20 protein-coding genes are annotated in these 16,036 nt (G+C 56.4%); 6 read left to right on the top strand and 14 right to left on the bottom strand.

Annotated features, from left to right (window positions below):
- Positions 1-10 precede the first annotated feature (10 nt).
- Complete coding sequence (locus tag E308F_RS06910; protein ID WP_141264229.1) at positions 11-1,207, bottom strand: acetate/propionate family kinase; 1,197 nt, start codon at positions 1,205-1,207, stop codon at positions 11-13.
- Positions 1,208-1,376: 169 nt separating this feature from the next.
- Here E308F_RS06910 and ylbJ point away from each other — a divergent pair, with 169 nt between their 5' ends.
- Positions 1,377-2,609 carry a sporulation integral membrane protein YlbJ gene (ylbJ, locus tag E308F_RS06905; RefSeq protein ID WP_172613872.1) on the top strand — a complete coding sequence of 411 codons (1,233 nt, stop codon included), beginning with the start codon at positions 1,377-1,379 and terminating at the stop codon, positions 2,607-2,609.
- On the opposite strand, the gene E308F_RS06900 is transcribed toward ylbJ, so the two are convergent.
- Both E308F_RS06900 and rsmD read right to left on the bottom strand, forming a co-directional pair.
- Positions 2,594-3,109 carry an ATPase gene (locus E308F_RS06900; protein ID WP_141264228.1) on the bottom strand — a complete coding sequence of 172 codons (516 nt, stop codon included), beginning with the start codon at positions 3,107-3,109 and terminating at the stop codon, positions 2,594-2,596. The two genes, ylbJ and E308F_RS06900, sit on opposite strands and share 16 nt — an antisense overlap.
- The gene (rsmD, locus tag E308F_RS06895; RefSeq protein ID WP_141264227.1) at positions 3,087-3,665 is read right to left on the bottom strand and encodes a 16S rRNA (guanine(966)-N(2))-methyltransferase RsmD; all 579 of its coding nucleotides are present in this window, start codon (positions 3,663-3,665) and stop codon (positions 3,087-3,089) included. The genes E308F_RS06900 and rsmD overlap by 23 nt, the downstream gene beginning before the upstream one ends.
- Positions 3,666-4,159: 494 nt before the next feature.
- Between rsmD and iorA the strand changes: the two genes are divergently transcribed.
- Genes iorA through E308F_RS06880 form a run of 3 tightly spaced genes read left to right on the top strand, consistent with a single transcriptional unit; the run spans position 4,160 to position 7,782 of the window.
- Complete coding sequence (gene iorA, locus E308F_RS06890; RefSeq protein ID WP_141264226.1) at positions 4,160-5,941, top strand: indolepyruvate ferredoxin oxidoreductase subunit alpha; 1,782 nt, start codon at positions 4,160-4,162, stop codon at positions 5,939-5,941.
- Positions 5,942-6,520, top strand: a complete 579-nt coding sequence (locus tag E308F_RS06885) for an indolepyruvate oxidoreductase subunit beta (protein WP_141264225.1) — start codon at positions 5,942-5,944, stop codon at positions 6,518-6,520.
- Positions 6,521-6,522: 2 nt separating this feature from the next.
- Positions 6,523-7,782 carry a phenylacetate--CoA ligase gene (locus E308F_RS06880; protein WP_141264224.1) on the top strand — a complete coding sequence of 420 codons (1,260 nt, stop codon included), beginning with the start codon at positions 6,523-6,525 and terminating at the stop codon, positions 7,780-7,782.
- A 6-nt stretch (positions 7,783-7,788) separates the two neighbouring features.
- On the opposite strand, the gene E308F_RS06875 is transcribed toward E308F_RS06880, so the two are convergent.
- From E308F_RS06875 to E308F_RS06860, 5 genes are all read right to left on the bottom strand, one after another.
- Positions 7,789-8,823, bottom strand: coding sequence for a molybdopterin-binding protein (locus E308F_RS06875; RefSeq protein ID WP_141264223.1), 1,035 nt, complete (start codon positions 8,821-8,823; stop codon positions 7,789-7,791).
- 116 nt (positions 8,824-8,939) lie between these two features.
- Complete coding sequence (locus E308F_RS06870; protein ID WP_141264222.1) at positions 8,940-9,128, bottom strand: hypothetical protein; 189 nt, start codon at positions 9,126-9,128, stop codon at positions 8,940-8,942.
- A gap of 11 nt (positions 9,129-9,139) precedes the next feature.
- Entirely contained in the window at positions 9,140-9,466 is a 327-nt protein-coding gene (gene trxA, locus E308F_RS06865; protein ID WP_141264221.1) for a thioredoxin, read from the bottom strand.
- Positions 9,467-9,485: 19 nt separating this feature from the next.
- Positions 9,486-9,767 carry a CC/Se motif family (seleno)protein gene (locus E308F_RS16725; protein ID WP_277997636.1) on the bottom strand — a complete coding sequence of 94 codons (282 nt, stop codon included), beginning with the start codon at positions 9,765-9,767 and terminating at the stop codon, positions 9,486-9,488.
- Between the two features lie 61 nt (positions 9,768-9,828).
- On the bottom strand, positions 9,829-9,996 hold the full coding sequence (locus E308F_RS06860; protein ID WP_141264220.1) for a DUF2197 domain-containing protein: 168 nt from the start codon (positions 9,994-9,996) through the stop codon (positions 9,829-9,831).
- Positions 9,997-10,114: 118 nt separating this feature from the next.
- Between E308F_RS06860 and gpr the strand changes: the two genes are divergently transcribed.
- A complete protein-coding gene (gene gpr / locus E308F_RS06855) occupies positions 10,115-11,092 on the top strand; it encodes a GPR endopeptidase (protein ID WP_141264219.1) in 978 nt (325 codons plus the stop codon).
- Between the two features lie 37 nt (positions 11,093-11,129).
- Here the strand turns inward: gpr and E308F_RS06850 are convergent, their stop codons facing one another.
- The 4 genes from E308F_RS06850 to E308F_RS06835 all read right to left on the bottom strand — a co-directional run bounded on the left by E308F_RS06850 (position 11,130) and on the right by E308F_RS06835 (position 14,392).
- Entirely contained in the window at positions 11,130-11,498 is a 369-nt protein-coding gene (locus E308F_RS06850; protein WP_141264218.1) for an alpha/beta-type small acid-soluble spore protein, read from the bottom strand.
- A gap of 126 nt (positions 11,499-11,624) precedes the next feature.
- On the bottom strand, positions 11,625-12,020 hold the full coding sequence (locus E308F_RS06845; protein ID WP_141264217.1) for a hypothetical protein: 396 nt from the start codon (positions 12,018-12,020) through the stop codon (positions 11,625-11,627).
- A gap of 86 nt (positions 12,021-12,106) precedes the next feature.
- On the bottom strand, positions 12,107-14,149 hold the full coding sequence (gene recG, locus E308F_RS06840; protein ID WP_141264216.1) for an ATP-dependent DNA helicase RecG: 2,043 nt from the start codon (positions 14,147-14,149) through the stop codon (positions 12,107-12,109).
- 6 nt (positions 14,150-14,155) lie between these two features.
- Complete coding sequence (locus E308F_RS06835) at positions 14,156-14,392, bottom strand: DUF1858 domain-containing protein (protein WP_141264215.1); 237 nt, start codon at positions 14,390-14,392, stop codon at positions 14,156-14,158.
- Between the two features lie 134 nt (positions 14,393-14,526).
- On the opposite strand from E308F_RS06835, the gene rpmB reads away from it, so the two are divergent.
- A complete protein-coding gene (gene rpmB / locus E308F_RS06830; protein WP_062282574.1) occupies positions 14,527-14,715 on the top strand; it encodes a 50S ribosomal protein L28 in 189 nt (62 codons plus the stop codon).
- 49 nt (positions 14,716-14,764) lie between these two features.
- On the opposite strand, the gene yfcE is transcribed toward rpmB, so the two are convergent.
- Both yfcE and ribH read right to left on the bottom strand, forming a co-directional pair.
- Positions 14,765-15,328 carry a phosphodiesterase gene (gene yfcE, locus E308F_RS06825; protein WP_141264214.1) on the bottom strand — a complete coding sequence of 188 codons (564 nt, stop codon included), beginning with the start codon at positions 15,326-15,328 and terminating at the stop codon, positions 14,765-14,767.
- Positions 15,329-15,337: 9 nt separating this feature from the next.
- Entirely contained in the window at positions 15,338-15,805 is a 468-nt protein-coding gene (ribH, locus tag E308F_RS06820; RefSeq protein ID WP_141264213.1) for a 6,7-dimethyl-8-ribityllumazine synthase, read from the bottom strand.
- Between the last annotated feature and the right edge of the window lie 231 nt (positions 15,806-16,036).

Here is a 16,036-nt window from a genome sequence, read left to right as displayed (position 1 = left end):
CGGCCGGGTGTCAACCGGCCTGGACAAGGGCCATGGTTTCTCGGGCGATCATTAATTCTTCGTTGGTGGGAATAACAAAGGTGCGTACCCTGGCCCCGGGGGCGGTAATTTCCCTTTCCTGGCCCCGAACCTGGTTTTCTTCGGGATCGATCTTGATCCCCAGGTAATCCATATCCCGGCAGATGGCTTCCCGGACCGCAGGAGAATTTTCTCCCAACCCGGCCGTAAACACCAGGACATCAAGGCCGTTTAAAACAGCCGCATAGGCACCAATGTATTTTTTCGCGGTATGGACAAAGATATCCCACGCCAGGCGAGCACGCTCATTGCCCTCGGCCATGGCGGCTTCAATATCCCGGAAATCGCTGCTCACCCCGGAAACGCCCAGCACACCTGACTGGCGGTTCATGAGGCGGTCCATATCAGCCGGCGTAAAACCTTCCTTTTCCATGAGGAAGGTAACAATGGCCGGGTCAATATCGCCGCAGCGGGTACCCATGGTTAGGCCCGCCAGGGGAGTAAAGCCCATACTGGTATCCCACGATTTGCCATCTTTGATAGCGGTAATACTAGAGCCATTACCTAGGTGGCAGGTAATTACTTTTAGTTCTGCCAGAGGTTTGTTAACGAGATTGGCTGCCCGCAAAGCCACGTATTTATGGGAGGTACCATGAAATCCATAGCGCCGGATATGATGGCGCTGGCAGAGTTCATAAGGAAGGCTGTAGGTATATGCATGAGGTGGCATGCTTTGATGAAAGGCCGTATCAAAGACGGCTACCTGAGGAGTATGAGGCAGGATAGCTTCACAGGCTTCAATCCCCCGGAGGGCTGGACCATTATGTAATGGAGCCAGCGCTTCTAATTCGCCAATGGCTTTTTTCGTGGAAGCATCAACCAGGACGGAATGGGGAAAGGTACCACCATGAACAATCCGGTGCCCCACTGCCCCTATTTCCTTATAATCCTTTATGACGCCATATTGAGGATCGGTTAAAGCTTCCAAGCAAAGGCGTATGGCCACCTTGTGATCAGGAATCTCTGCTTCGCGCACCAGTTTATCTTTGCCGGCCGGGCGGTGGGTCAGGACTGAACCAGGAATACCAATTCTTTCCACCAGCCCCCGAGCCAGGACCGCCTCATGGGCCATATCAAAAAGCTGGTATTTAACTGAAGAACTACCACAGTTTAAAACTAAAATCTTCATGTATTAAAGTACCTCCTGCAAATATTGCCCATTAACTACAATAATACTTTTAAGCTGCAAAAGTCAATGCTCTTGTTAAAGTTTGCACATAGTTTTCGATCTATGCGACAAACTTTACTTCTAAAACACCGGCTGCCGCGTATATTGCATAACAGGATGTCCCTTTGAGGTGACCCCCGTGCGCCACCAGGTACTTATCATTACCAGGGGACTGGGACCCCTCCTGACCGTCGTCGCCGTGATGGTCCTGGCCCTGGCCATTATCTTATTCCCCCAGCCGGTTTTTCAGTCAGCCCTGCGCGGCCTTAAGGCCTGGTGGGAAATTGTCGTTCCGGCTCTTCTCCCTTTCTTTATTATATCCCAGCTTTTCATGGGGCTGGGTATTGTCCATTTCCTCGGGGTACTCCTGGAACCGGTTATGCGGCCCCTTTTTAATGTACCGGGAAGCGGCGCCTTTATCATGGCTATGGGGTACACTTCCGGTTCCCCCATCAGTGCCATGCTTACAGCCCAGTTGCGCCAGCAGGGCCTGGTCACCAGGGTTGAAGGGGAAAGGTTAATTTGCTTTACCAACAATGCCAGCCCCCTCTTTATGCTGGGAGCCGTGGCCGTAGGCATGCTCCAAAGCCCGGCCCTGGGGCCAGTCCTGGCCGGCGCCCATTACGGGGCCAACTTCTGCCTGGGTATCCTGTTTCGCTTTTACGGCCGCCGGCAACCGGCCTCCCCGCCGGCAAGCTACCCCCTCCTGGCTTTACCCCGGCGGGCCTGGCAGGCCATGCTCCAGGCCCAGCAGAGGGACGGCCGGCCCCTGGGGCAGCTCCTGGGAGATGCCGTCAGCCGTTCCTTCCAGACCCTGATTACCATTGGCGGTTTTATTATCTTATTTAGCGTCATCATCCAGGTAGCCACCATCCTGGGTTTGCTGGAACCCCTGGCTAGAATCCTTCTTTATGCCGGCAGTCCGTTCGGTTTAAGCCGGGAGGCATCCCCGGCCCTGGCTGCCGGCCTCTTTGAAATGACCATGGGCGCTAAATTTGCCAGCGAAGCAGCCATCCCGATAACCGAGCAGCTGGTGGCCATCAGCCTTATTATGGGCTGGGCCGGGCTCTCTATACTCGGCCAGGTGGCGGCCATGGTCAGCCATACTGATCTACGCCTGGGTCCATTTATCGTTGCCCGCCTCCTTCACGGCTTTCTGGCTGCCGCGCTGGTCCGGCTCTGCCAGGGGCCGGCCCGGCCCGTCCTGCTCTTGCTGGCCCCGGAAATAACCATGGTCCCCAGGGCACCATGGTTTACATTGTGGTTACACTATACAGGATTTGCCTTTATCCTGATGACCGTCCTTTTTCTCCTGGCCGGGCTAGCGCTGAGCGCTCGCTACTTCCTTTACCGGCGGTCCTGAGCCTCTGTCTTGTCTGGCGTTGTTGCCGCCACTTCCCGGCCCGCACTTCCTCCGGCCGGATAGGCCTGGAGTTCCTGGCGGCCCTGGCGCACCTGGGTCAGGGCCTGATTTAAGCTCGCCTCCAGCTGGCCCAAAAGGCCGTCGGCATAACTTAAAGCTCCAGCCTTCATTTCTTCCGCCAGGCGCTGAGCCCGGGCCATAATTTCGCTGGCCTGGGCCCTGGCTTTACGGACCAGCTCGTTTTCCCCGGCCATCATTTCTGCCCGCTTCTCCGCTTCGGCCAGGAGGTTCTGGGCCTTCAGGCGGGCTTCTTCCAGTAAACGCTCCTTCTCCTGGCGTATCCACTGGGCCTGGCGCACTTCCTCGGGTAATACCGTCCGCAACCGGTCCAGGTAATCAAGGAACAGGTCACCATCAAGAAAAACCCTGCCTGTCAGGGGAATATGGGGACTCTTTTCGATCAATTTTTCCATTTCCTCAATCAGGGTCATGAACTCCATCAGTATGCCCTCCTGCCCTTTGATAGAAATTTAAAGCTGTATCACCATAAACCCTCCTGGCCATCAATACCATATCGGCTGTTTCCGGCGCTGCTTCAGAAGTTGCCGTTTCCAGGACGGCCAGGCCATCCAGTGACAGCAAAGGAACAACTGCCGGCAAGATTATATCACCCCATCCCTGCCGATAAGGTGGATCGATATAAATTAGGTCAAAGGCCAGGCCGCGCCCTCTCAATTCTGCCAGGGCCCGGCGGGCATCAGCGGCTATGATTTGGGCCTTATCTTTAAAGCCAGTTGCGGCCAGGTTGGCAGCCAGGCATGCCAGGGCCTGACGGTTATTTTCTACAAAAACGGCCTCCCTGGCCCCGCGGCTCAAAGCTTCCAGCCCCACCGCTCCCGATCCGGCAAAAAGATCCAGGAACAGGCTGTCAATAACCCCTGATCCCAGGATGCTGAACAAGGCCTCCCGCACCCGGTCACTTGTAGGTCGAGTACTGCGGCCCTTTGGGGTACGCAAGCGGAGGCCGCGAGCCTGGCCGGCAATTATTCTTACCATAAAATTCCCTCGCTGAAGTTATTATAGCATGAAATGCCCCTTTACCTTCCACTATCCAAGTTACTATGTAAAAAATTTTTCCCGGATATGTATAAACCTCCCTAACGACAGTCATAATAATAACTGGTAAATCTGATTTCCAGATTTACCATGAAGAGCTTAGGGTTATTTTATTAACCCTCCCCCATGAGCTCTTCCTCCGGTTTCTCCTCTCCCAAGCCGCCGGTTACCCGCCGGCGGCCGAACTCTGGCCGTTCCTCTGGAACGGCATTTTTTTGTCCCTAGCTTCCCTTCCGGTTCGTCGTTATAACGCAAGCTGAAATTTCTCTGGACCGCCGCCAGGCGATATGCTATACTTTTTGCAAAACAATTTTTTAAGCTGGGAGCTTAGTTCAGCCTGATTAGCGCTAGCAGAGCCGAGGGTAGCAGGCAAGCTATGACCGGGCTGCGGCCCGGTTTTTTGTGCCTTTTAGTCTCCAAAGGAGAGGGAAATCGTGCCAGTATTGCTGATGGGTAATGAAGCCATCGCCCGGGGAGCCCTGGAGGCCGGTATCCGGGTTGCTACTTCTTATCCCGGTACCCCGGCTTCCGAAATAATGGCTACACTGATGCATTTCGGCCCGGAAGCAGGGGTGTACACCGAATGGTCGGTCAATGAGAAGGTCGCCGTGGAAATCGCCGCCGGGGCCGCCTATGCCGGCGCCCGTGCCCTGGCGAGCATGAAGCAGATGGGCTTAAATGTCGCCGCCGATGCCGTCATGAGCCTGGCCTATATCGGCGTAAAAGGCGGCCTGGTCCTGGTGGTAGCCGACGACCCCGGCCCCCACAGTTCCCAGACGGAGCAGGACACACGCCTTTTTGCCCGCTTTGCCAAATTGCCCGTCCTGGACCCCTCCTGTCCCCGGGAAGCTTATGAAATGACAAAATATGCCTTTAAGCTTTCGGAAACTTTAAACCTCCCTGTTATCGTCCGCCCCACTACCCGCGTCAGCCACGCCTGCCAGGAGGTGGATGTGGGTACCATCCCGCCGCGGCCGCCGGTGCCGGGGTTTGTTAAAGACCCCCGCTGGGTCATCATGCCCTCCCTGGCGGCCCGCCAGCATGTCTGGTTGAATAAACAGCAGGACCGGGCGCGGGCTGAGTTTGCGGCCAGCCCCTTTAATGCCGTTCAACTGGAAGGCCCTGTGGGGGTCATAGCCGGCGGCCCTTCTTACTTTTACGTTACCGAAGCGCTGAAACGCCTGGGAGTAAAACTATCCCTGCTAAAAATCGGCACTCCCTACCCCCTGCCGGAAGAACCGGTAAAAGACTTTTTAAGCCGCATGGAAAGGGTCCTCATCGTCGAAGAGCAGGAGCCAGTTGTCGAAGACCAGGTCATCAGCCTGGCCTGGCGCAACCGCCTCCCGGTAGAACTGTCTGGCAAACATGATGGCTACCTGCCCCGGGAGGGCGAATTTAACGTCGACAGGGTAGCCGCAGCCCTGGCCCGCTTCTTAAAGCCGGAGCAGGAAAACCCGGCACCCAGCCTCCCGGCGCTGCCGCCTTTACCGGCGCGGCCGCCCCTTTTCTGCGCCGGTTGCCCCCACCGGGGCTCCTTCTATGCCTTTAAACAGGCGGCCCGGGATCAGGAAGTAATTTTTACCGGTGACATCGGCTGCTATACCCTGGGGGCGGCGCCACCCCTGGCCGCCATGGATACCTGCCTCTGCATGGGAGCAAGTTTAGGCCTGGCCCAGGGCCTGGCCCGGGTCCAGCCCGGCACCCGGCTGGTAGCCTTTATCGGCGACTCGACCTTCTTCCACGCCGGCCTGCCGCCCCTGGTCAATGCCGTCCACCAGCAGACACCCCTGGTAGTCGTAGTTCTCGACAACGAAACTACCGCCATGACCGGGCACCAGTCACACCCGGGACTGGCCACCGGCACCGGGCAGCGGGCCGTTGATATCGCCCGGGTGGCCCGGGCCTGCGGTGTAGAAACAGTCCTCACCGCCGATCCCCTGGACCTGGAGGCCACCATGGCAGTTGCCCGCCAGGCCCTGGCTGCTTCCGGACCGGCGGTGGTAATCCTCCGTCACCCCTGCCCCCAGATAACCAAACCTGCCACCCGCTACCGGGTCAATGCCGACGCCTGCACCGGCTGCCGTACCTGTATTGACGAGCTGGGCTGCCCGGCCCTGGTGCCGGCTGACGGCGCAGTAATGATTAATCCTACCTGTACCGGCTGCGGTCTCTGTGCGAAAGTGTGCCCGGCGGCAGCCATGGAGGAGGTGGTCTAGATGGATATTCTCATTGCCGGTGTGGGCGGCCAGGGAATAATCCTCGCCTCCCGGGCCCTTGCCTCGGCTGCCGTTACAGCGGGCCTGCCGGTACGTACGGCCGAGACCATTGGCATGGCCCAGCGGGAGGGCAGTGTCGTCAGCCATGTCCGCCTGGGAGTGCAGGAGGCCGGCCCCCTCATCCCTGCTGGAGCTGCAGACATCCTTCTGGCCCTGGAGCCGGCCGAGGCCTGCCGCAACTTAAAGTATTTACGCCCCGGAGGCAGGGCCCTGGTCTCTACGGCACCGGTAATACCGGTTTTGGCCGCCCTGGGGAGCAGCCCCTATCCCCTGGAGGATATCCTGGCCTACCTGCAAGATAACCTGCCCGGCTGCCGCTGCCTGGACGCCCTGGCCCTGGCCAGGGAAGCCGGCAGCCCCCGGACTCTAAACCTGGTCATGCTGGGTTGCCTGGTGAACTTCGGTTTACCCTTCCCCGCCGATGTCCTGCTGGCCGAAGCTCTAAAGCTCCTGCCGGCCAGCGTCCATGACATGAATCGCCGCGCCTTTGAACTGGGCCGGCGCGCCCTGGAGGTGTAATTATGGGGCAATTTGATTACGAAAAACTCTACCGGCAGCAGGCTCCGGCCCTGCAAGCCCTGGTACAGCGCCTTTTTGACAGCTCACCCTATTACCGCGTAAAACTTACGGCCGCCGGGATCAGGCCGGGTGATATCAGGACCGTAGCCGACCTGGCGGCGGTCCCCCTGACCGATAAATGGGAGCTGCGCAACGGCAGGCCCCTGGAACTGATGGCCGTTCCGGAAGAAAAAGTCGTCCGGATTCATTCCTCCTCAGGAACCACCGGTAAGCCCATTATCATTCCCTACACCGCCGGTGACGTGGCTGCCTGGGCAGAAATGATGGCCCGCTGTTTTGCCCTGGCCGGGGTAACCAACCGCGACCGCGTGCAGATCACCCCCGGTTACGGCCTCTGGACAGCAGGCATCGGTTTCCAGGCCGGGGTTGAATACCTGGGCGCCATGGCCATTCCCACCGGTGCCGGCAATACGGAAAAACAGCTGGAAATGCTGGTCGACCTCCAGGCTACCGTCCTGACGGCCACTGCTTCCTATGCCCTTTTCCTGGGCGAAGAAATCGAACGCCGGGGCCTGAAGGACCGGCTGGCCCTGCGGGTTGGCCTCCTGGGTTCCGAACGCTGGGGCGAAAAAATGCGCCGGCGCATTGAAGAGCTCCTGGGGATTGAAACCTTTGATATTTACGGGCTTACGGAAATTTACGGCCCCGGCATCGGCCTTGATTGCCCGGCCCATGAAGGGATCCACATCTGGACCGATCACCTGCTGCTGGAGATTATTGACCCGGCAACGGGCAGGCAGCTGCCGCCTGGCGAAACGGGGGAACTGGTCATCACCACCCTGACCAAGGAAGGCATGCCTTTACTACGTTATCGTACCCATGACCTTACCTGCTTGAAGGTGGAAGCTTGTTCCTGCGGTTCACCCTTCCCCATGATCGAGCGCGTTTTGGGCCGGACCGATGACATGGTTAAAATTAAGGGTGTCAATATATATCCGGGTCAGGTCGACCATGTCCTGCAACTCACGCCGGGGGCCGGCAGCGAATACCAGCTCATCTTAACTCGTGAGCAGGGCAAGGACCGGCTGTTGGTAAAGATCGAGTACCTTCCCGGCCATGAGAGCAATGCCGTCGCCGCCGAGTGCCGGCGCCAGATTAAAAACCGCATCGGCATCCTGGCCGACGTGGAGGCGGTACCTTTAGGGACTTTGCCCCGCAGCGAAAAGAAAACCCGGCGCGTCTACGATTACCGGGATAATTAAAAACCTTTAAGCTTTACCGAAGGAACAGGCCGGGTAGCGGCATTCCAGGCAGCCCTGGCAGAGGCCGCCGGCCGCCAGCCCGGCTATATCTTTGCGCTGTATCCTTTCCCCCGTTAAAACCCGGGGCAGGACCAGGTCAAAAATGGTGGCCCGGTAATACATGACACATCCCGGCAGGCCCATAACAGGCACCTCTCCCAGGTAGGCCAGCATAAACATGGCCCCTGGCAGCACCGGGGCGCCGTAGGTGACGACTTCCGCCCCGCTGCGGCGGATCCCTTCCGGAGTCACGTCGTCAGGATCTACCGACATGCCCCCCGTCAGCACCACCATTTCCATGCCGGCAGTTAACATGGCGGCGATAGCCTGCCGGATTGCCTCGGCATCATCCGGTACGACCTCTTCCCGCACTACTTCTGATCCATAACTGGCAATCTTGGCCCGGACCACCGGGCCAAAGGCATCTTTTACCCGCCCTTTGTAAACTTCGCTCCCGGTGGTAATCAAGCCTACCCGCAACCGGCGGTAGGGTGCTATGCGGACTATACCACCGGCCTGGCGGCAAATGGCTTCCACCCTTTCAATCACCGCCCGCGGTGCCAGCAGGGGGATCAACCTGGTGCCGGCCACCACCTGGCCTGCCGTAACCGGGTAATTGTTGTGCAGGGTGGCCAGGACGATATCCGCCCCTTCATTAACTTGCTGCAGGGCCGGAAGATTTACCTTCAACAGGCCGTCCCTGGCGGCGATAAGGTTTACCTTGCCTTCCTGTGGCTCGCTAAATTCAAGGCCGTGATCGCCGTCGCCGGCTGCCGCCCGTGCCAGGCGAATGGCGGCTTCGTCTTCGTGCACCTCGTCCGGCCCCAGGGCCAGGACATATAGGTGCTCCTTGCCCATCTGCAACAGTTCCGGTATATCTTCCGGCTGAATAATATGTCCTTTCTTAAATCGCCTTCCCTTGAATTCGCCGGGGACGATTTTGGTCAGGTCGTGGGCCAGGACCGTGCCCACGCTGTCTTCTACCCGGACTTTCCGGAGCATCTGGTCTACCTCCTTCGAGGTTATAATTCAACGTGCCCCGACAAAAGCCTGCCTTAACAAAGCAAATTTTGATAAAGAAAATAATAAAGGCCACCGGCTTTAACCGGTGACCCTCGCTAAATCAGGCGGATGGCCTGCCGGTCACAGGCCATTACACAGCGGCCGCAACCCAGGCAGGTAGGGCCAATAAACCAGGGTTCGCTCTCTTCTTCGCGCAGGAAGGATTTAGTAGGGCAGGCGCTCATGGCCTGGCAATCGGCCCGGCCGTCACAGAGGTTGGCATCAATAAAGGCTTGGCGGGCCATGTAATCTCCCCTTAATGTATAGCAGCTTCCAGCTGTTCCTTTAGCTTTTCCTTGGGCATATAGCCGATGACCCGTCCCACTTCCTGGCCGTCTTTAAAGATAACCAGGGTAGGTATACTCATAATACCATATCGGGCGGCCAGTTCCTGGTTTTCGTCAACATTTACCTTGGCAAATTTAACGTTACCAGCGTAGTCTTCGGCTAGCTGGTCCAGTACCGGGGCCATCATCCGGCAGGGACCGCACCAGACGGCCCAGAAATCAACTACTACCGGCAGTGGTGCTGACAATACTTCAGCTTCAAAGGCGCTGCTATCCACATTAACGGGCTTGCTCATATTTTACTACCTCCCCAATTTAATAATTTTGCACTCCATCAACAACGAGCTGTTTAAAGGGGCCAAAGCCTACCAGGTCCACATCCAGGCCCCGGGAAGCCTTGATTCCTTTTTGCAGGTATACCTTCAAACCGTTTAGCTGCTGGAAAATAAAGTTTTTCACGTCGGCCGGCGCGCCTGCATACACGGCAGGACGAATGGATATACCCGCTCAACCGCCGCACATCTCCAGTTTAATGGTAATGGTATCGGATTTTTCTTTGATATATTGTTCTGCTTTCGGGCTAATACGAATTTCCATCTTTCTTCCTCCTCTCTTTTTATGATTATACTGTACATATTTTTCGCTGTCAATATGTTATTTATAATGGTTTTTCTGGTCTTTGCGCCTGCAGGGCCTGGTAGCGCAGGCGGGCACGGCAGGTTTCGCAGGTGTAGACGGCATTCTTGTCCCTGGCTAATTTACGGTAATCCTTATGTACTTTGGTAAGCTCCTCTTTACGACCGCAGAGGGAACATTTTACTTCCATCAGTCTCACCTTCCCTGAGGGCAAATATTCAACATGCAAAGAAAGTTTTCCTTTTCGATGTATATTTTTTTTCATTATGGATAACCTGAAGGCAGGGCTTAAAAAGGAGGAAACGACCTTGGAGCGCGCCGAATTTTACCGGCTTTCAGGGGTAATCCTGGACCTGGCGGTAGAAGCTCATGCTCTATTACGCGGGGCTACCCGGCAGGAAGTGCCAGGGGTAAAGGAAGATAAAGAACAGTATCCCAACGCTACGGTTACAACCATTACGATCATGAATGCCACCGGCGAGCAGGCCATGGGCAAGCCCCTAGGAACTTACATAACCATTGATGCCCCGGCCCTCCGCTTTGAAAACCCGCCCGTCCATGAAGAAATAGCGGGGCTCCTGGCCCAGAAGCTCAACCTGTTGTTAGAAAAATGGAATGTCGGTCCTACCGACTCGGTGCTGGTGGTGGGCCTGGGAAACTGGGAAGCCACACCGGATTCCCTGGGTCCAAAAGTAATCAACCAGTTTACAGTCACTAGGCATTTACTAAAATTTGCCCCGCAAAATATGCCCCCAGGAACCAGGCCCGTCAGCGCCCTGGCCCCCGGTGTCCTGGGTACCACCGGTATTGAAACAGCGGAAATCCTCAAGGGTGTAGTAGAAAAAACCCGGCCCCGGGTGTTGATTGCCATCGATGCCCTGGCCGCCGGCGATCTGCAGCGTATAGGCAGCAGTATTCAAATTACTGATACCGGTATTAGTCCCGGCTCAGGGGTGGGCAATCAGCGTGTCGGCATCAATCGGCAAACTATGGGTGTTCCCGTCATTGCCATCGGTATTCCTACCGTGGTTCATGCCGGCGTAATTATTTATGAAGCCCTTAACCAAATGCAGCAGGCTTTTCCCCATGTCAACCTGCAGCTTGACCAGGCCGTGGCCCAGAACCTTACCCGCAATGTCCTGGCACCATTTGGCGGTAACCTTACCGTAACCCCCAAAGAAGTTGACGACCTGGTGCATAACCTGGCCTGGGTTATTGGCAATGCCCTCAACAGGACTCTGCATAGCGCTTTACTGCAGGCCAGGGCGGCCATACCCTTACATTAAAAAGATGGCGGGTTAAACCCGCCATCCGGAATTGCCGTTACTGAGTCAATCCACCCAGTCCACCGGGGTTGTATTGCTGGGCATTAATGTTTAACTTTTGTCCACCGGCATTATAAGCGGGGTTAGGCCCGCTGATGCGACCGGTAACGTTCTGGGCGGCACCCAGTTCAACATCTGCACCACCAAGGCCGCCGGCTGCCTGATTGCTCAGGGTCTGCTCGTAAGCAGCGATCATCTTTTTGACCATGAGCCCCCCTACAGAACCGTTAACCTTGGAGGGCAGGTCACCCAGGTAACCGTCGTAATTGGAGATCCCCAGTTCGCTGGCCACTTCCTGCTTGAACCTTTCCATCTGGCCGCGGGCCTGGGGGATCAGGAGACGGTTGGTCCTTCCTCCACGCGGCATTCAGTTTCACCTCCTTTACCTTTATGCAGTCTTAGTATTAGCCGGCGACCTTTTTTTATGCTTAGTATTATTTGGCTAGCGTAATTTTGCATTAATATTGCAAAAAAACCTCTGAAGGGTGCTTATTTAAAGTCTGCCACCGTGGGCCTCAAGAATTTCCCGGGCTTCCTTCACCCGGGTCGCTTTCGTTACTACGGTAACTAAAAAACCCTCGTTGCCGGCCACCCCGTAATCCTTTAAACCCACACCGCTGACAGAAGGGTCGGCGGCCAGCAGGGCTCTGGTATCGGTTTTTACCAGGGGGTTAATATCAGCGGAATAAAGGGTCAAGCCGGTAATGGTATTGGCCTGGTTGGCCAGGGGATTATTGTACTGGTCATTATAGCGGGTGCCAAAACGTCCCACCCGGTCAAACTGAACTTCTGTTATACCAGCCGCTTTCAGGGCATTGATGGCTTCCTGGGCCCGGGTGCTGCTGGAAAAAGAAGCCAATAAGGAACACTCATCTTTTTCTAATCGCATAGAATCACCTGCGTGCCAATTTTTAAGCTTAGTGTGGCTGAAAAATAATTTAAACATACCCTTTGTTTTTGGTAAATTTTCTCTTATTATAATAACAGACTTGCCATTTTTTTCCTGGCCGTCAGGTAAAGCTGGCGGTATTCCGGCTGCTGCCAGAGGTTTTCCCGACAAATCAGGCGGGCGTCCTGGCGGGCCTGTTCCAATATGCGGCTATCCTCGGGTAGCCTGGCTAGGCGAAATTCCGGCAAACCGTGCTGGCGGGTGCCAAAGAATTCCCCGGGACCCCTGAGGCGCAGGTCGGCTTCGGCAATGGCAAAGCCGTCCTGGCTGGAGGCCAGGATAGCCAGCCGCTCCCGGGCTGCCTTGTTGCTACTGGTGATGAGCAAACAATAGGCCGGTGACGTACCGCGCCCCACCCGGCCCCTCAGCTGGTGTAGTTGGGCCAGGCCCAACCTTTCCGCCCCTTCGATTAGCATTACCGTAGCATTGGGCACGTCGACTCCTACCTCAACGACTGTCGTTGCCACCAGGATGGCGATTTTACCCTCCCGGAAAGCCTTCATTACCTCCTCCTTTTCAGCAGGTTTAAGGCGCCCGTGAACCAGCCCCACCGTGTATTCAGGAAAGACTTCTTCCTGTAGCTTTTTCGCCATGGCGATGGCGGCTTCCGCAGCTATGCTGTCGCTTCCATCAATTAAGGGACAGATAACATAGGCCTGGTGGCCACTCTCAATCTCCCGGCGGATTAACTGGTATGCTTTTGCGCGCTGTTTCTCCGTTAAAATGCGGGTAGTTACCGGTTGCCGCCCCGGTGGTAGTTCGTCCAGAAGGGACACATCCAGGTCACCATATATTGCCAGGGCCAGGGTACGGGGAATGGGTGTGGCCGTCATAACCAGCAGGTCGGGAGCCTGCCCCTTGGCCTCCAAGGCGGCCCGCTGGTCAACGCCAAAGCGGTGCTGCTCATCGATAACGACCAGTCCCAGGGCCTTAAAGCTTACATTTTCCTGGATCAAAGCATGAGTACCTACTACCAGGGGTAATTGGCCGGTGGCCAGGCCGGCCAGGATAACTTCCCGCTCCGGCCGGGAAGTGTTGCCCGTCAGGACGGCTACCGGTACTTTTAAGGGCGCGAGGATTTTCTGGAGGGTTTGCCCGTGCTGCTCGGCCAGGACTTCCGTAGGGACCATCAAGGCAGCCTGCCAGCCACCAGCCACAGCCTTAACCATGGCTGCTGCCGCCACTACGGTTTTACCCGAACCGACATCCCCTTGGAGCAGGCGGGCCATCGGCCGCGGGTTTTCCATATCGGTTAGGATTTCGGCCAGCACCCTTTCCTGGGCCCGAGTCAGTTTAAAGGGCAGGGTAGCAATTAATTGCCGCACCAGTCCGTTGTCCGGTGTATGGGCAATGCCCCTAACGCCTGCTTCACGCTGCCAGCGGTTTAAAGTTAAAGCCAGTTCCCAGACTAGAAGTTCTTCATATTTAAGGCGCCGCCGCGCCTGGTGCAGAGCGGCAGGATCGGGGGGGAAGTGAATATATTTCAAGGCCTGGTAGCGGGGTAAAAGGCGATAACGCTGGCATAAAGGGAGGGGTAAAAGCTCAGGCAATTCTCCCTGAACTTCTTCCAGGGCCTGGTGGACAATCAGCCTCAGCCAGCGCTGGCTTAAGCCCGTCGTCAGGGGGTAAAAGGGTACAATACGTCCCGTATGAAGGCCGCTGTCTCTTTCCCTAAGGGATTCATAGTCACTGACCTGGATTTCGGGAACATAACCCCGGTAATTTACCTTCCCGGTAAGGACGACCTCGCTTCCAACACGTAGCTGGCGCTTTATGTAGGGCTGGTTAAACCAGAGGGCATAGCCTGTCCCCTGCCTGTCCTGGATGAGGGCCCGGAAGAGGCGCAAATTTGGACGCAGTTCTCTTTCTTCCCAGGCTTTGATGGTTACCTGGACGGTAATTATTTCTCCGGCCGCTGCCGAAGCCAGTCCCTTTAACTGGCGTCGGTCTTCATAACGCCTGGGAAAATGCCAGAGGAGATCGCCCACCGTCTGGATGCCGAGCTTGCCCAGGCAGGCTGCTTTCTGGGGACCTACATATTTTAACACTTTCACCGGCCGGTCGTACATTCAGGCTCATCCCCGGCTTCTAATGGCTTTATTCAAGTCTTTCAACAGGTTTTCCAGGTTAACGCCGTGGCTGCGGGCGCCGCTGGCAATGGTTTCATTAATAGCACCCATGCATTCCAGGCAGCCCATGCCATAGCGATAAAATACCTGCCGCACCTGGGGATAGGCCTGCAATACTTCCAAAATGGAGAGGTCTGGGGTTATTTGCAAAGGAACGACGTTAGTTTTCTCTTGGCCGCTCATTCCCTTCACCACCTGATTATTATTTTCAACAAGCCCCGGTAACTCCCTGCCCGGCAGGAGAAATTTATTTCCTTGCTTTCTAACCCTTTCTCTGGTAAAATATCGCCGTAGGGTTGAAAAGCGAGGTGAAACAAATGGCCGTCTGCAGCATCTGTGGCAAAAGGACGACTACCGGCAATCAGGTCAGCCACTCCAATATTAAGACCAAACGCACCTGGTCCCCTAATCTCCAGCGGGTCAAGATTATTTTAAACGGTACCCCCAAAAAGGTTTACGTCTGTACCCGCTGCCTGCGTTCAGGCAAGGTACAGCGAGCCGTCTAAAAGGCATTTAAATTAACCCGGGGTGAATAAACCCCGGGTTTTGTCCTCTTTATGCCGGCCATGGCATCTCCTTCAGGACTTCGCCAGTTAACAGGGCCAGGATTTTAACGCCAGTGTCATCAGCTACGGCTACTGTTTTTAACTTGCCCAAAGGACCGCTATGGGGCAGGCTGGGACTGCCCGGGTTAACGAAAAGGCGCCCGTCCCTGGCAGCCAGCATGGCTACATGGGTATGGCCGGTTATCCACAGGTCGGCCTGGTAATAGGCGGCCAGGTGTTCCGCGTCGCCTTCACCTAAACGGTGGCCGTGCTGGGCGATGAGACGGCGCTTGCCCATCTGGACTACTACCTGTTCCGTTATTGGTAAATTTAAGACCATGGCATCTACTTCCGCATCGCAATTCCCCCGGGCAATCAAGATGGGTACCGGAGACTGTTGCAAGAGCCCGGCCAGATCCTTAGGAGCATAGGCAGCCACAATGGGATTCCTGGGGCCGTGGTAAAGGACATCGCCGGCATGGATGATCAGGTCTACACCCTGAAAGCAGTTGGCCAGGGCCTGTTCCCAGGCGGCGCCGTCGCCATGGGTATCGCTGATGATACCTACCCTCATCTTATATCCCTACCCTGCCATTGTTTTAAAGAGATTGGCCATTTCCATGGCGGCCATGGCGGCATCAAAGCCTTTATTGCCGGCCTTGGTACCGGCCCGCTCTATAGCCTGCTCAATATTGTCGGCAGTTATCAGCCCGTAGATTACCGGTACGCCGCTATTCAGGCTTACCTGGGCAATGCCCTTGGTCACCTCGGCGGCTACATATTCAAAGTGGGGGGTGGCCCCGCGGATGACGGCACCCAGACAAATGACGGCGTCGTAGCCCCGGGCCGTCATTTTTTGCGCCGCCAGGGGGATTTCAAAGGCTCCCGGCACCCAGGCCACATCAATGGCCGCGGGGTCGGCGCCGTGGCGGGTCAGGGCATCCAGGGCCCCGTCCAGCAGTTTGGAGGTAATAAACTCGTTGAAACGGCTGACGACAATACCGAATTTCAATCCCCGGGCCTGCAGCTGGCCCGCTAAGATGTTGGGCATGGGAAAAAGGCCTCCTTCGCTTTGTGGTAATTTCTGCAATACTCGTTTGTGGTAGGGTATGTCACGGAGCCGCGAATAGCGGAGCGCCGGCAACAGGACAGGCGAGGTGAGGTTAACCGTTGCTGCCGCCGAGGACGCCTGAGCGCACCTTTGCAAGGAAACAAGCACAACCTCATAGAAGGATCAAAGCTTGCGGAACCCGGAGCCTTTTCATTGGCAATCCACAGGCGG

The organism is Moorella sp. E308F, assembly GCF_006538365.1.
Classification (GTDB): domain Bacteria; phylum Bacillota; class DSM-521; order Neomoorellales; family Neomoorellaceae; genus Neomoorella.
The sequence above is the reverse complement of the archived record's forward strand: the minus strand, read 5'-3'. Positions and strand labels throughout refer to the sequence as shown.

Coding starts and splice junctions, on each gene's coding strand:
- E308F_RS06910 (WP_141264229.1), bottom strand. CDS start 1,207: ATGAAGATTTTAGTTTTAAACTGTGGTAGTTCTTCAGTTAAATACCAG.
- E308F_RS06900 (WP_141264228.1), bottom strand. CDS start 3,109: ATGGAGTTCATGACCCTGATTGAGGAAATGGAAAAATTGATCGAAAAG.
- rsmD (WP_141264227.1), bottom strand. CDS start 3,665: ATGGTAAGAATAATTGCCGGCCAGGCTCGCGGCCTCCGCTTGCGTACC.
- E308F_RS06885 (WP_141264225.1), top strand. CDS start 5,942: ATGGATATTCTCATTGCCGGTGTGGGCGGCCAGGGAATAATCCTCGCC.
- E308F_RS06880 (WP_141264224.1), top strand. CDS start 6,523: ATGGGGCAATTTGATTACGAAAAACTCTACCGGCAGCAGGCTCCGGCC.
- E308F_RS06875 (WP_141264223.1), bottom strand. CDS start 8,823: ATGCTCCGGAAAGTCCGGGTAGAAGACAGCGTGGGCACGGTCCTGGCC.
- E308F_RS06870 (WP_141264222.1), bottom strand. CDS start 9,128: ATGGCCCGCCAAGCCTTTATTGATGCCAACCTCTGTGACGGCCGGGCC.
- trxA (WP_141264221.1), bottom strand. CDS start 9,466: ATGAGCAAGCCCGTTAATGTGGATAGCAGCGCCTTTGAAGCTGAAGTA.
- E308F_RS06860 (WP_141264220.1), bottom strand. CDS start 9,996: ATGGAAGTAAAATGTTCCCTCTGCGGTCGTAAAGAGGAGCTTACCAAA.
- E308F_RS06850 (WP_141264218.1), bottom strand. CDS start 11,498: ATGCCGCGTGGAGGAAGGACCAACCGTCTCCTGATCCCCCAGGCCCGC.
- E308F_RS06845 (WP_141264217.1), bottom strand. CDS start 12,020: ATGCGATTAGAAAAAGATGAGTGTTCCTTATTGGCTTCTTTTTCCAGC.
- recG (WP_141264216.1), bottom strand. CDS start 14,149: ATGTACGACCGGCCGGTGAAAGTGTTAAAATATGTAGGTCCCCAGAAA.
- E308F_RS06835 (WP_141264215.1), bottom strand. CDS start 14,392: ATGAGCGGCCAAGAGAAAACTAACGTCGTTCCTTTGCAAATAACCCCA.
- rpmB (WP_062282574.1), top strand. CDS start 14,527: ATGGCCGTCTGCAGCATCTGTGGCAAAAGGACGACTACCGGCAATCAG.
- yfcE (WP_141264214.1), bottom strand. CDS start 15,328: ATGAGGGTAGGTATCATCAGCGATACCCATGGCGACGGCGCCGCCTGG.
- ribH (WP_141264213.1), bottom strand. CDS start 15,805: ATGCCCAACATCTTAGCGGGCCAGCTGCAGGCCCGGGGATTGAAATTC.